This window comes from Roseomonas marmotae (assembly GCF_017654485.1).
In the GTDB taxonomy this organism is placed as follows: domain Bacteria; phylum Pseudomonadota; class Alphaproteobacteria; order Acetobacterales; family Acetobacteraceae; genus Pseudoroseomonas; species Pseudoroseomonas marmotae.
Genome location: NZ_CP061091.1, coordinates 1,799,987 through 1,813,297 on the forward strand (window position 1 = coordinate 1,799,987; position 13,311 = coordinate 1,813,297).

11 protein-coding genes are annotated in these 13,311 nt (G+C 69.9%); 1 reads left to right on the plus strand and 10 read right to left on the minus strand.

Annotation, left to right across the window (positions count from 1 at the left end):
• Window positions 1-11: 11 nt before the first annotated feature.
• A complete protein-coding gene (locus tag IAI58_RS08535; protein WP_207446504.1) occupies window positions 12-980 on the minus strand; it encodes a 2-hydroxyacid dehydrogenase in 969 nt (322 codons plus the stop codon).
• A 160-nt stretch (window positions 981-1,140) separates the two neighbouring features.
• Here IAI58_RS08535 and IAI58_RS08540 point away from each other — a divergent pair, with 160 nt between their 5' ends.
• The gene (locus IAI58_RS08540; RefSeq protein ID WP_207446502.1) at window positions 1,141-2,229 is read left to right on the plus strand and encodes a fatty acid desaturase family protein; all 1,089 of its coding nucleotides are present in this window, start codon (window positions 1,141-1,143) and stop codon (window positions 2,227-2,229) included.
• Here IAI58_RS08540 and IAI58_RS23275 read toward each other — a convergent pair.
• The 9 genes from IAI58_RS23275 to IAI58_RS08585 all read right to left on the minus strand — a co-directional run bounded on the left by IAI58_RS23275 (window position 2,216) and on the right by IAI58_RS08585 (window position 13,310).
• Window positions 2,216-3,754, minus strand: coding sequence for a peptidoglycan -binding protein (locus IAI58_RS23275; RefSeq protein ID WP_272877173.1), 1,539 nt, complete (start codon window positions 3,752-3,754; stop codon window positions 2,216-2,218). The genes IAI58_RS08540 and IAI58_RS23275 overlap by 14 nt on opposite strands.
• Before the next feature lie 3 nt (window positions 3,755-3,757).
• Entirely contained in the window at window positions 3,758-4,909 is a 1,152-nt protein-coding gene (locus tag IAI58_RS08550) for a DNA repair protein RecN (protein WP_207446500.1), read from the minus strand.
• A gap of 14 nt (window positions 4,910-4,923) precedes the next feature.
• Window positions 4,924-5,523, minus strand: a complete 600-nt coding sequence (locus tag IAI58_RS08555) for a hypothetical protein (protein ID WP_207446490.1) — start codon at window positions 5,521-5,523, stop codon at window positions 4,924-4,926.
• 85 nt (window positions 5,524-5,608) lie between these two features.
• Window positions 5,609-6,466, minus strand: coding sequence for an inositol monophosphatase family protein (locus IAI58_RS08560; protein WP_207446488.1), 858 nt, complete (start codon window positions 6,464-6,466; stop codon window positions 5,609-5,611).
• Between the two features lie 98 nt (window positions 6,467-6,564).
• Window positions 6,565-7,131 (minus strand): elongation factor P, encoded by a 567-nt coding sequence (efp, locus tag IAI58_RS08565; protein WP_207446486.1) that lies wholly within the window; start codon window positions 7,129-7,131, stop codon window positions 6,565-6,567.
• A gap of 124 nt (window positions 7,132-7,255) precedes the next feature.
• On the minus strand, window positions 7,256-10,933 hold the full coding sequence (locus IAI58_RS08570; RefSeq protein WP_207446484.1) for a PAS domain S-box protein: 3,678 nt from the start codon (window positions 10,931-10,933) through the stop codon (window positions 7,256-7,258).
• 150 nt (window positions 10,934-11,083) lie between these two features.
• Window positions 11,084-11,884 (minus strand): OBAP family protein, encoded by an 801-nt coding sequence (locus IAI58_RS08575; RefSeq protein ID WP_237182350.1) that lies wholly within the window; start codon window positions 11,882-11,884, stop codon window positions 11,084-11,086.
• Window positions 11,885-12,000: 116 nt separating this feature from the next.
• Entirely contained in the window at window positions 12,001-12,918 is a 918-nt protein-coding gene (locus tag IAI58_RS08580) for a dihydrodipicolinate synthase family protein (RefSeq protein ID WP_207446482.1), read from the minus strand.
• A 71-nt stretch (window positions 12,919-12,989) separates the two neighbouring features.
• Entirely contained in the window at window positions 12,990-13,310 is a 321-nt protein-coding gene (locus tag IAI58_RS08585; RefSeq protein WP_207446480.1) for a DUF4387 domain-containing protein, read from the minus strand.
• Window position 13,311 lies beyond the last annotated feature (1 nt).

A 13,311-nucleotide genomic window follows, 5' to 3' on the forward strand; every position in this document is an offset into this window, starting at 1 on the left:
GCCTGTCCGGCTCAGCAGACGAAGTCGGCCTCGGCCACCTGCCCGCCCTGGGCGACGCGGTGGATATTGCCCCACATCTGGTTGATGGTGCTGGCGAAGTTGTCCGCCGCCATGGCCGCGATATGCGGCGTGACCACGGCGTTATCCAGCTTCAGCAGCGGGTGGTCGGCCGGCACCGGCTCGGTCTCATAGACATCGGTGGCGGCGCCCAGGATTTCCTTGGCCCTCAGCGCCTCCACCAGGTCGCTCTCGATCACCACGCCGCCGCGGGCGCAGTTGATCAGCACGGCCTTGGGCTTCATGGACTGCAGCGCCTTGCGGTCGATCATGCCCTTGGTCTGCGGCGTCATCGGGCAGTGGAGGGAGACGATGTCGCTCTCGGCCAGGATCTCCGGCACGGTCGCGAAGCGCACGCCCTGGGCGGCCTCTTCCTCGGCGCTCAGGCGGCGGGTCTTGTTGTAGAGCACGGTGGAGCCGAAGGCCTTCACCATCCGCGCCACATTCTGGCCGATCGCGCCATAGCCGATGATGCCGACGGTCTTGCCGGAGATCATCAAGCTCTCCTTCGGCAGGGTCGTGGTGCGCCAGGCGCCGTTCTCGCGCAGCGCGGCATGGCCGAAGGCGAGGTTGCGCAGCAGCGCGATCATCAGGCCCACCGCGAATTCCGCCACCGGCACGGCATTGCTGCCGGTGGTGCGGGCCACCGTGACGCCCTGGGCCCTGGCGGCGTCCAGGTCGAAATTATCGACGCCCACGCCCCATTTATGCAGCAGCTTGGCCTTCCTGGCTGCCGCCAGCAGCTCCGCGTCCACCGGGATCTGGCCGGAGACGATATAATCCGCGTCCACCACAAGCTCCTTGAGCTCGGCGTATTCGCGCGTCTTGGCGTGTTCCAGCGTCAGGCCGGGCGGCAGCAGCGCGCGCATCCGGTCGGCGGTGGTGGGCGTGATGGGGTCGAGGACGATGATCTTTTCGTTCATGTCACAGGCATAATCCGTAAATCGCCAACCGAAAATGCCTGGTTAAGGCTATTTTGCCTTCGCCTTGGCATGCGCGACGCGCAAAGCATTGCAAAACCGGCATGGCACCATCCGCAAGCCGTCGTTGACGTGGGTGCCCGGAGCGCCCGAGGTTCCGTCCATGCAGCAGATCATAACCGAAGCCGCGCCCGCAACGGCGGAACACCGGCAGCCGGAGTCCCGAACCGCCGATGACGAGCATCTGGTCCGGGCGGCCGCACGGCTGACGCGCGACCTCGGGGCGGCAAGGCCGGCGATCTACTGGACCGACCTGCTGCTGTCGGCCGGGCTGGGCTATGCGGCACTCGTCCTCGCCATCCTCGCATCCCCCCTATGGGTGAAGCTGCTGGCGGGCGGCGTCTCGGTCATGGCGCTCTACCGCGCGCTGAGCTTCATCCATGAGCTGACGCATCTGAAGCCCACCGCCGTGCAGGGCTTCCGAACCGCCTGGAACCTGCTGGTGGGCGTGCCGATGCTGGTGCCCTCCTTCATGTATGAAGGGGTGCACAACCTGCACCATGCCCGTACCCGCTACGGCACGGCCGAGGACCCGGAATACCTGCCGCTGGCGCTGATGAAGCCCTGGAGGGTGGCGTTGTTCCTGCTTGTCTCCGCCCTGGCGCCGGTGGCGCTGCTGCTGCGCTACGCGGTGCTGGCGCCGCTCTCCGCCCTGGTGCCGCCGCTGCGGCGCGTGGTGGTGGAGCGCTATTCCGCCCTGGCCATCGACCCTGACTTCCGCCGCAAGCCGCCGGAAGGGAAGGCGCGGCGGGACTGGCACCGCTGGGAAGCCATCGCCTGCCTCTGGGCCTGGGCGCTGATCGGGGCCGGGTTCCTGGCGACCGGGGCCTTCGTCACCTTCCTGCTGGTGACCTCGGGCGTGGCGGTGCTGAACCAGCTGCGCACCCTGGTGGCCCATCTCTGGGAGAATGAGGGCGAGCCGCTGACCATCGCCGAGCAGTATCTGGACAGCGTGAACGTGCCGCCGCCGGGGCTGCTGCCGGCCCTCTGGGCGCCGGTCGGGCTGCGCTACCATGCGCTGCATCACCTGCTGCCGGGCCTGCCCTACCACGCCCTGGGCGAGGCGCACCGCCGGCTGAGCGCCGAGATGCCGCAGGCCTCGGCCTTCCACCGCGCCAATTACGGCGGCATGGCCGGGCTGCTGATGCGTCTCTTCGGCGGCATCGGCCGCCCCGGGCTCAGCGGTCGGTAAGCCGGAACTCGATCCGGCGGTTGCGGGCCAGCGCATCCGAGGAATCGCCGGGGTCCAGCGGCTGGTTATCGCCGAAGGCCGCGGCGGCGATATGGTTGGCCGGCAGGCCCTCGCTGATCAGCAGCTGCGCCACGGCAATGGCGCGGGCGGCCGAAAGCTCCCAGTTGCTGGCATAGCGGCTGCTGCTGATCGGGCTGCGGTCGGCATGGCCATCCACCCGCAGGATCCAGGGCAGATCGGGCGGGAAGCGCCTGCTCACCTCCAGCAGCACCTTGGCCAGTTCGCGGATCTGCTGCCGCCCGGCGGCGGAGAGGTCGGCGCTGCCGGGCGGGAAGAGCACCTCGCTCTGGAAGACGAAGCGGTCGCCGACGATACGCACTTCCGACCGGTCGCCCAGCACGTCGCGCAGGCGGCCAAAGAAGTCGCTGCGATAGCGCTGCAGCTCCTCCACCCGTGCCGCCAGCGCCGCGTTCAGCCGCTGGCCCAGCGACGTGATCTGCGTGTCCTTGTCGCGCCCGGCGGCTTCCTCGGCATCCAGCAGGCTGGCGATGCGCGACAGCTCGGCCCGCAGCTCCGAGATCTGCCGGGTCAGCAGCGCCACCTGGGCGCGGGCGCTCTCGGCCAGCCGGGCATGGCCGGTGGCCTCCTCCTCCGCCCGGCGGCGGGCCTCGCCGGCCTCGGCGAGGCTGCGCTCCGCGGCCTCGGCGCGGCGGGTGGCCTCCTCGGCGGCGCTGCGGGCGGCGGCTGTGTCGCCGGCACGCTCCAGCGCGGCCTGGGTGCGCTGCTCCAGCTCATCGCGCAGGGCGGTCAGCGCCCGCACCTGGTCGGTCAGCCGGGCAATGTCTGACAGCCGGGCCTCGATGGTGGCGCGGTCGGCCTGCACGGTTCGGTCCAGCTCCGCCATGGTCTGGCGTATCCGGTCCAGCTCGGCGCGGGCGCTGGCGAGGTCAGCCTCCGCGCTGCTGGCCTGGGCCCGCTGCTCGGCCAGTTGCCGGCGGGTCTCGGTCAGGTCGCGGGCGGTGGTGGCGGCATCGGCGCCGCGGGTCTCGGCGCGGGAGAGGGCCTCGGCCAGCCGGCTCTCCAGGCTGGCGATGCGGTCGGTCGCGCCGCGGGAGGATGCTTCGAGATCGGCCAGCCGCGCGGACAGGCGGTCCCGGTCGGCGCGCAGGGCGTCACGGTCGGCGGTCTGGCGGTCCCGCTCGTCCCGCAGGCTGCCGAGCTGCGCCAGGGCGGCATCGCGCGCCGTCGTGGCGCCGCGCAGCTCCTCCGTCATGCGGGAGAGGCGGCCGCGCAGTTCCTCGCCCGTGCCGCGCTCCAGGGCCAGCAGGTCGGCCAGCTCCGCCACCTGCCGGTTCAGCCGGTCCAGCGCCTGATCGCGGGAGGAGAGGGCGACGGAGAGAAAGCCCTGCGCCAGCACGAAGACCAGCAGGACGAAGATCAGCACCATCAGCAGGGTGGATAGGGCATCCACATAGCCGGGCCAGGCATTCGGCCCCTCGCCACCTTTTCCCCGGCGCAGTGCCACGGCCTAGCGCGGCCCCTCATCCGCCAGGGCGGCGATGGTGCGGGCGAGGATCTTGATCTCCCCCCGGATCTCCGCCGTCGCCTGGGCGCGGCCCTGGGAGACATCCTCCAGCAGGCGCGCCAGGTAGAGTTCAAGGTTCCGCAGATGCCCGCGCGAGGCCTCGTCCAGCGCGCCCTGGGACTGCGCGTCGGCCAGCCGCGTCAGGGTAGGGGCCAGCACCGCCTGCCCCTCGGCCACCCGCTGCATCAGCACCTGGCTGGCGCGCATCTGGTCGGCGAGGATGGAGAGCCGCTCCGTCAGCGTCACCAGCGCCTGGGCGGAGGCGGCGCGGCCTTCCTCGCCCCGGGTCATGATGCGCTGGAGGTTCTCCAGATTCTCGGCCGTCTGCTCCAGCAGGGCCTGCACATAGATGGGGACGGAGCCGCCGATCTCACCATCGCCGCTGCCGCCCAGCACACCGGAGGAGAGGCGGGTGACACCCGCCAGCCATTCCTCCAGCTCGTTGTAGAAGCGGGTCTGCGCCTGCCCGGCCGTCAGGTCCAGGAAGCCCAGCACCAGCGCGCCGGCGAGGCCCAGCATGGAGGAGGAAAAGGCCACGCCCATGCCGCGCAGCGGCTGCGTCAGGCCGGATTTCAACTGGTTGAAGAGCTGGTTCAGGTCGCCCGAGCCCACGGACATGGAGCCGATCACCTCGGCCACCGAGCCGATGGTCAGGATCAGCCCCCAGAAGGTGCCGAGCAGACCGAGGAAGATGGAGAGGTTCGTGACATAGCGCGACAGATCCCGGCTCTCGTCCAGGCGGGAGGCGATGCCATCCAGCACGCTCCGCATGGCGGGGGCGGAGAGGGAGAGGCGGTCGCCACGCTTGGTGGCGAACATCGAGGCCATCGGGCTCAGCAGCCGGGGCGCCGGGCGGGCGGGGGCACCGGGGCGCGGCTCGCGGAAGCCTTCCAGCCAGGCGACCTCGGGGTTCAGGCTCACCACCTGCCGGATGTTCCAGGCGATGCCGAGCAGCAGCACCGCCAGGATGACGCTGTTCAGCACCGGATTGGCGGCGAAGATCTGCAACAGTTCGCCCGACAGCACCGCCGCCAGCACGGCAACCGCCACCAGGAAGACCAGCATCCGCAGCAGGTAGCGATTGGGGCGTGTCATGGGCGGGGGCGGGCCTATTGGCTTTGGGCGGCGAGGCTGGGGCTGACGGCGCCGGGAGGCAGCAATTCTATCGCGTCCTCGGCGGCAGCGGTGCGGCCCAGGGGGCGCAGGTCGATGCGGGTGCCCGGCAGGCCACCGGCTTCCAGCGCCCGGCGAATCGCCTGGGCGCTGGCCAGCGAGGCACGGCGGGCCACCGAGATATCCTCGGCCGGACCCACCACCTGCGCCACCACGACGACGCGGCCGACGGTCTCGGCGGCCAGGCGGCGGCCGATCTCGGCCAGGGTATTGGTGGTGGCGGGGTCCAGCTTGCCGTTCGCGGCCATGCCCTCGATCCGCCAGCCGCCATCCGGCAGGCTTCGCATGCTCGGCGGCAGATTGACCATCGAGAGTTGCTGCGGGGGTGCGGCGGGGCGCGGCGGCTGGTTCAGGTCCGGCGGCGCGGGCGCGGCGGGCGCCGGGTCGGAAGGCGCCGGGGCCTCCGGCTGGCGGCGCAGCCCGGTGGGGGCGCCGACCTGCGCCAGGGCCGGCGCGGCCAGCAACAGGCCGAGCGGCAGCGCCAGCAGGACGCGGCGTCGGAGGGGAGGGGCGGGGAAGGTGTAACGGAAACGCATATGTGGCGAACCCTAGACCCTTTCCCCCCGCAGGCTCAATGCAGGGCTCCCGCTGGCGGCGGTTATCGCCGCCGCGTGAGGGGAATCAGCCTTCCTGACGGCCTTCAGCGCGGGCGCGGGCGATCATGGCGGTGCCTTCCAGAACCACGTCCCGCAGCTTGGGCTGCAGGAAGGAATTGCCGGCGACGATATCGCCAGCAGGGTAGGGGGAGCTGCCATCCGGGGCCGTGGCATAGCCGCCGGCTTCCTTCAGGATGACCAGGCCCGCCGCCATGTCCCAGGGCTTGATGCCCAGTTCCCAGTAGCCGTCGTAGCGGCCGGCCGCCGTCCAGGCGAGATCGAGCGCCGCGGCGCCCATGCGGCGCACGCCGGCCACCTGCGGCATCAGCCGCGCCAGGGTCGCGCTGAACTCGGCCTTGCGGCCGACGGAGGCGAAGGGAATGCCGGTGGCGAAGACCGCGCTCAGCATGTCCCGGCGGCCGGAGACGCGCAGGCGGCGGTCGTTCAGGAAGGCGCCGGCACCCTTCTCGGCCCAGAACATCTCGTCGGCGGCGGGGTTGTAGATGACGCCGGCCATGATCTCGCTGGTGTTCTCACCCGTGCGCTTCTCGATGCCGACCGAGATGCACCAGTGCGGGATGCCGTGCAGGAAGTTGGTGGTGCCGTCCAGCGGGTCGATCACCCAGCGCCATTCCCAGTCATCCGCGCCGGTCTGGCCGCCTTCCTCGCCCAGGAAGGCGAAGTTGGGGCGGGCGCGGGAGAGTTCGTGGCGCAGCGTCTCCTCGGCCCGCAGATCGGCCTGGGAGACAAAATCGCCCGGCCCCTTCATGCTGACCTGCAGCTGCTCCACCTCGCCGAAATCGCGCAGCAGGCGCTTGCCGGCCTTCTGCACGGCGGCCACGACCACATTCAGGGCGGGGGAAAGACGAGCGGACTGAGCCACGGTGAGCACTCCGGTTGGGCCGGTAGAAAGAAAACGGCCGCGGCGGAAGGGTTCCGCCGCGGCAAAGGGGGCGCTTCGGGTCAGGCGCCCGGAAGGGTTCAGCCCTTGGCGCGCTCGACGTAGGAGCCGTCTTCCGTCTTCACCACGATCTTCTCGCCGGCGGTGATGAAGGGCGGCACCAGGGTCTTCACGCCGTTGGACAGCAGCGCGGGCTTGTAGGAGGAGGAGGCGGTCTGCCCCTTCACCACCGGATCGGCCTCGGCCACTTCCAGCGTCACGTTCTGCGGCAGCTCCATGGCCACCGGGTCGCCCTCGATCAGCTTGACCGAGACCGTCATGTTCTCTTCCAGGAAGGGCAGGCGGTCACCCAGGATGGCGGCGGGGACGACGGTCTGCTCGAAGGTCTCCGGGTCCATCAGCACCAGGTTCTCACCGTCGGCGTAGGAGTAGGTGAACTCCTTGTCCTCGGTCATCAGGCGCTCGACGGTGTCGGCGGTGCGCCAGCGGTCGTCCTTCTTGGTGCCGGTCTTGATGTCGCGCATCTCAACCTGGATGAAGGCGCCGCCCTTGCCCGGCGTGATGATCTGGATCTTCAGCACGGTCCAGCGACGGCCCTCGTACTCGATGACCTGGCCGGGGCGCATCTGGTTGGCCTGCTGCTTCATGGGCTGGACACCTGTCTCTGAAGACGCTTGAAGGAACGGTAAAGGGCCGCGCTTCCGGTTGCACGGAAGGCGGGTGGGGCCGGGGTTTAACGCGGGGAAGGGGTTCGGGGCAATGGGGCGGACCTCACGTCCGCCCGATCAGCTCCCGGACCCGGGCGGCCAGCGCGTCCATGGTAAAGGGCTTGACCATGACGTGAACGCCCGGCCCCGCCCGGCCTTCGCCAATCACGCTGCTCTCGGTATAGCCGGTGATGAAGACCACCTTCAGGTTCGGCCGCGCCGTGCGGGCGGCATCCACCATCTCGCGCCCGTTCATGGCGCCGGGCAGCCCGACATCGGTCAGCAGCAGGTCGATCCGGACATCGGATGTCAGCACCTGCAGGCCGGTGGCGGCGTCGGCCGCCTCGATGGTGTTGTAGCCGAGGTCCTGCAGCACCTCGACCACCAGCACGCGGATGCTGGGCTCGTCATCCACCACCAGCACCGTCTCGCCATGTGCGACGGGAAGGCTGCGGGCCACGCTGTCCTGCGTTTTGGGTTTCTCGACCGTGCCTTCGTAGCGGGGCAGGTAGAGGCAGACCCTGGTTCCCTCACCGACGCGGGAGGTGATGCGGACCTGCCCGCCGGACTGCCGGACGAAGCCATAGATCATGGACAGGCCAAGCCCCGTGCCCTGGCCCAGCGGCTTGGTGGTGAAGAAGGGGTCGAAGGCCTTGGCCATGACCTCCGGCGTCATGCCCGTGCCGTTGTCAGTCACGCAGAGAGACACATACTCCCCCTGCGGCAGGTCCCTCTCACGCGCCGATGCCTCATCCAGCGCCAGGTTCGCGGTCTCGATCAGCAGCCTGCCGCCGCCGGGCATGGCATCGCGTGCATTGATGCAGAGGTTCAGCAGCGCATTCTCCAACTGGTTGGGATCCACCAGAACCGGCCACTGCGTATCCTCCTCCCGCACCTCCAGCGTGATGGCGGGGCCGGCGGTGCGCCGCACCAGATCCTCCATATCCGCGATCAGCTGGTTCACGTCGGTCGGCCGGGGCTCCAGCGTCTGGCGGCGGGCGAAGGCCAGCAGCCGGTGCGTCAGCGCCGCGGCCCGCCTGGTCGCGCTCTGCGCCATGGCGATGTAGCGGTCCAGGTCGCGGAAGCGCCCCTGCGCCGCGTGGTTGTGCAGCAACTCCAGCGCGCCGCTGATGCCGGTCAACAGGTTGTTGAAGTCATGCGCCAGCCCGCCGGTCAGCTGGCCCACCGCCTCCATCTTCTGGCTCTGCCGGAGCTGGTCCTCCAGCCGGTCCCGCTCCTCCGCCCTCAGGCGCTCGGTGGTGAAGTCGCGGCCGATGCACAGCATGCGCTCCCCACCCGGCTCGGGGGTGATGGTCCAGGCCACCCAGCGCCAGCCGTCATCCCCCTTCACCCGGTTCTCCAGGTGGATGGTCTGCCCGTCGTCCCGCATCCGCGCCAATAGCGCCATGACATCGGCGACCTCATCGGGGTGCATCAGCTGGCTGTAGGGGGTGGACAGCAACTCGGCCTCCTCCTTTCCCGTCAGACGGCAGCAGGAGGGGCTGACGCGCAGCACGCGGCCCTGGTAATCGGCGACGGCCAGCAGGTCGTCGCTCAGGTCCCAGAGCCGGTCTCGTTCTCGCGTGCGCTCGGCCACCAGGAGTTCCAGCCGGTCCGCCAGTGCCTGCAGCCCGATCTCAGCCTGCCGCCGGCCGATGGCCGCCAGGGTGCGGTCGGTCAGGTCGCGCAGGAAGTTGACCTCCTCCTCCTCCCAGGCGCGCGGTTTGGCGGCGCCGATGCAGAACAGGGCCACGGGGATCCCGTTCTCCAGCACAGGCAGGACGATGAGGGCGCGGATCTGCCGTGCCTCCAGCTCCGCGGCCCGGCTGGCCAGATGGGTATCCAGCCGCACATCCGGCACCACCGCTGCCCGTCCCTGACGCATGTCGCCGAGCAGGCTGCCGTAGCCGCGCATCACATGTTCGCCCGCGATGCTGGGGAGGCCCGGGGCGGCCCAGTCGCGCTCCACCACCAGAGTCCGTCTCGCGGCGAAGCGACCATAGGCGGCACGGTCCACCGCCATCGTGCGGCCGGCGATCTCGGCGGCGGTGGCGGCCATGTCCAGCGGGTCCCGCATGTCCCGCAAGCGGTCGCCGAGCTCCAGCAGTGCATTGCGCCGCGCCTCGGCCTTCTGGCTCTCCTGCATGTCGCGCGCCAGGATGCCATGGCCGGCGACGCGGCCCTGGGCGTCGTGCAGCACGAAGATATTGAAGAGCACCGGCAGCAGGGCGCCGGAGCCAAGGTCGCGGAAGCGCAGCATGCCTTCCCAGGCCCCCTTGCCGCGCACCGCCGGCAGCACCGTCGAGACGACCTTCTCCCGCTCCTCCCGCGCGAAGTAGTCGATGATGCGGGTGGAGGGCGCCGCCGCCGGCCCCGGCAGCCCCACCATCTGGCAGCCAGCACGGTTGAGGAAGACCATCCAGCCATCCGGCTCGCAGATGCCGACGAAATCCGACGATTGCTCCGCAAGCGCCGCGAGCCGCCGGGCCTGTTCATCCGCCCGGCGCTGCTCCGTGACCTCGCTGAAGATCATCGCGAAGCGGTCGTCGTCCAGGCGGTGGATGCGGCCTGCATACCAGCGGTGGGGATCGAAGGCCGGGCGGGTGAAGGCGACGGGGGCGCCGCTATCCACCGCCCGGGCGATATCCTCCAGCCAGGCATCGTCGAGATCCGGGATCAGCTGCCGGACGGTGCGGCCAAGGGTGCTGGAACGGCGGTGGCCCAGCAGGGCTTCCCAGGCGGCGTTCAGCTCCAGGTAGCGGAAATCGACGACGCGGCCGCCGCTGTCGCGGATGACCTCGCCGATGACGAAGCCCTCGCGCAGCTGCTCGAACAATTCACGCCAGTATGTCTCGCTCTGCCGCAGCGCCATCTCGGCGTGCCGCCGATCGGAGATGTCGTTGAAGAGGATGGCGACACGATGCGCGCCGGGCTCGCCGACGCGGAAGGCGTGCACGTCATACCAGCGGCCCAGCGCATCCGCCGCGCTCTCGAAGCGCACGGCCTCCCCGGTCAGGGCGACCCGGGCATAGGTATCGAACCAGTGCTGCTCATGCGCGGGCGCGATCTCGCGCATCCAGCGGCCTTTCGCGCCGCTGAGGCCCGTCAGCTTCTCGAAGGCCGGATTGACCTCGATGAAGCGGTAGTCCATCCGCTCCGGCCGCGCATCGAGGCGCATCTCGATGATGCAGAATCCGGCATCGATCGCCTCGAACAGCGTCCGGTAGCGGGTCTCGCTCTCGGCCAGCCGCATATCGGACTGTCGCTGCGCGGTCCGGTCGCGCAGGATCTTGACGAAGCCCTCATGCGCGCCGCCGGGGCCGCGCAGCGGCATCAGCGTGCCGCTGGCCCAGAGCCGGGTGCCGTCCTTGCGGAGGTGCCAGCGTTCGTCGCTGGCGGTGCCATGGGCCAGGGCATCGCGCATCTCGGCATCCATCTGGCCGGCGGCACGGTCCTCGGGGGTGAAGATGCGGACCAGGGACTGGCCCAGCATCTCCGCCGCCGTCCAGCCGAGGATATGCTCGGCCCCCCGGTTCCAGCCGGTGACCTCTCCCTGCGGGTCGGTGACGATGATGGCGAAGTCGATCGCATCCTCCAGGATGGCGACCCGGCGCAGGCGGCTTTCCGCCGCTTCATCCCGCGTGCCGGGCCCGGCCAGGGCCAGGCGGGCACGGAGTTGCGCCACCTCGGCCTCCAGCTCCTGTTGCCTGCGTTTCAGGTCCTCGATCTCTGTGGCGCTCACGTTGCCGCCCGGCCAGGCCGGCGGGCCGCCGCCGCCCGTGTGATGGCGCGAAACCTCTGGAGGATCCTCGCCTGACGCATGGTCGAGCCTGTCTTCACCTCCGCGAGGGAGTCAGGAATAGCCGATATCGAAACAAATACCGGCATCATGCTATCGGCGGTTTCGCACCGGCACCGTCTGTAGGGACAGTTGCGGTGTCTGCCCGCTTTCCCAGGCATTGGCGCCGGGGGCGGGTTGTGGCGCCTGGATGCCGGCGCGCGCGCGGCGGCTTTCCGCCACCGAGACACCCAGCCGCCGGTCGCGCTCCTCGACGCGTTGCGGATCCAGCTGGCCGTCGCGCGTATAGCCCATCATCAGCTGCGGGATGCCAAGAGGCAGCGTATCCCCGCGATCCACCTGCCAGGTATGCCAGGTCTTGCCATAGGTGCCGGCCAGCATCCGCATGGCCTCCGTCTCCACCGCCTCGGGGATGCCGGGCATGACGAGCTGGCCTGATGTCGTCTCGTAGTGATGGCTGTGCCAGAGCGGCTTCTCATCCTCCGGCAACTGCTGGAAGAGGCGTTCGGAGATGATGTATTCGACGCCGATCAGCCGGGCATTGCCATCATTCGAATCGAAGATGGTGCACTGGTGCAGATCCTCGGTGAGATGCGTGCAGAAATGATGCGCCTCCACCGGACGTCCCATGTCGTCGGCATAGAAATGGAAGCCGTTGAGATAGAGATCCATCGCGTTCAGCGGCGCCTTGCTCTGCAACAGCGCCGCGCCCGCACCCAGCGCGCGGCTGCGGAGCGAGGGGGGATCGCCGGCCGCCGCCGGGCCGCCTGGTTGCGGGGAGGGGTGCTGTGCATGCGCCCGGCCGCAGACACAGGCCGCCATCGCACCCGCTGCCGTGGCAACGAGGCCAGTGCCCAAACCGCGCCGGCCCAGTGACGGGTGCAGCCGCTTCATGGCGGAGTCCTTCCTGACAATGTCCTGGGCCGTAGAACGGCGGATGCGCGAGGACGTTGCGCGGAAGGCATAAGAAGGGGCGGCGGCCCGTGGGCCGCCGCGTCAGGCGCGCCTGGTCAGCGGCCCCAGCGGAGCGCCAGCACGTCGAGGCGCCGCGCGATCTCCAGCAGGCCCGCGCGGGTGGCGGGGTGCAGCGGCGCCAGCGGATGCCGGCCCGCGTCGCAGGCGATGATGCCGCCTTCCTTCATCAGCGCCTTCGCCGCCAGGAGGCCGCACTGCCGGTTCTCATGGTTGATGAGGGGCAGCCAGCGCGCATAGGCGGCCGCGGCGGCCTCCCGCTCCCCCGCCTGCCAAGGGTCCATGATCTGGCGGATGCCGTCGGGATAGCCGCCGCCGGTCATGGACCCGGTGGCGCCGGCTTCGAGGTCGGCCATCAGGGTGATGGCCTCCTCGCCATCCCAGGGGCCGACAATGGCCTCGCCGCCCAGCGCGATCATCTCGCGCAGCTTGTTCGCGGCAAAGGGCACCTCGATCTTGAAGTAGGAGAGGTTCTCGATCTCCTTCGCCATGCGCGCGAGGAAGGCGGCGGAGAGCGGCGTGCCCGCCACCGGCGCATCCTGCACCATGATCGGGATGCCGATGGCATCCGAGACCGTCTGGTAGAACTCGTGGATCTTCGGCTCGGCCACGCGGATGGTGGCGCCATGATAGGGCGGCATCACCATGACCATGGCGGCGCCGGCATCCTGCGCGCGGCGGGAGCGTTCGGCGCAGAGGCGGGAGGAGAAATGGGTGGTGGTGACGATCACCGGCACCCGTCCCGCGACGTGCCGCAGGATCTCGTCCTGCAGCACTTCACGCTCATGGTCGGAGAGGACGAACTGCTCCGAGAAATTCGCCAGGATGCACAGCCCGTGCGATCCTGCGTCGATCATGAAATCGACGCAGCGGCGCTGGCCTTCGAGGTCCAGCCCGCCACGCTCGTCGAAGATGGTCGGCACCACCGGGAAGACGCCCTGATAGGGTCCTGCCATGTCTCGCTCCCTTAGCCCCTCTGTTCCGTGGCTTCGGGGGGAGCTTGGCATGGCGGGCGGTGCCGGCCAAGTCAGGCCTCGTTCAGCGGGATCTCCACCTCCAGCAGCGGCGCGTGCTGCTGGGCGCCATAGACGTCGGTGTCCCCGATATCCCCCGCCGGCACCAGCCGGGGCAGGGTGGCCTTGAAGGCGGAGGCGGCATCATAGGGCGTGAAGAGCACGTCCTTCTCGTCCACCCCATAGAGGCGGGCGAAGAGGGCGGGGCAGAGCACGCCCGTCGCCTTTACCTTCTGGTAAGTGCCGTGGTCCTCGAAGAGCACGTCGATGGTAACGGAGAAAGGGCCGGCGTTCTTGCTCTTGCAGATCTGCGCGATCTCACGGATGCGGGGCATG

What these genes read in the sequence shown, in the direction of transcription:
- IAI58_RS08580 (WP_207446482.1), bottom strand. Translation starts at nt 12,918, where the DNA reads ATGGCAGGACCCTATCAGGGCGTCTTCCCGGTGGTGCCGACCATCTTC.
- IAI58_RS08550 (WP_207446500.1), bottom strand. Translation starts at nt 4,909, where the DNA reads ATGACACGCCCCAATCGCTACCTGCTGCGGATGCTGGTCTTCCTGGTG.
- IAI58_RS08585 (WP_207446480.1), bottom strand. Translation starts at nt 13,310, where the DNA reads ATGCCCCGCATCCGTGAGATCGCGCAGATCTGCAAGAGCAAGAACGCC.
- IAI58_RS08540 (WP_207446502.1), top strand. Translation starts at nt 1,141, where the DNA reads ATGCAGCAGATCATAACCGAAGCCGCGCCCGCAACGGCGGAACACCGG.
- IAI58_RS08555 (WP_207446490.1), bottom strand. Translation starts at nt 5,523, where the DNA reads ATGCGTTTCCGTTACACCTTCCCCGCCCCTCCCCTCCGACGCCGCGTC.
- IAI58_RS08575 (WP_237182350.1), bottom strand. Translation starts at nt 11,884, where the DNA reads ATGAAGCGGCTGCACCCGTCACTGGGCCGGCGCGGTTTGGGCACTGGC.
- IAI58_RS08535 (WP_207446504.1), bottom strand. Translation starts at nt 980, where the DNA reads ATGAACGAAAAGATCATCGTCCTCGACCCCATCACGCCCACCACCGCC.
- efp (WP_207446486.1), bottom strand. Translation starts at nt 7,131, where the DNA reads ATGAAGCAGCAGGCCAACCAGATGCGCCCCGGCCAGGTCATCGAGTAC.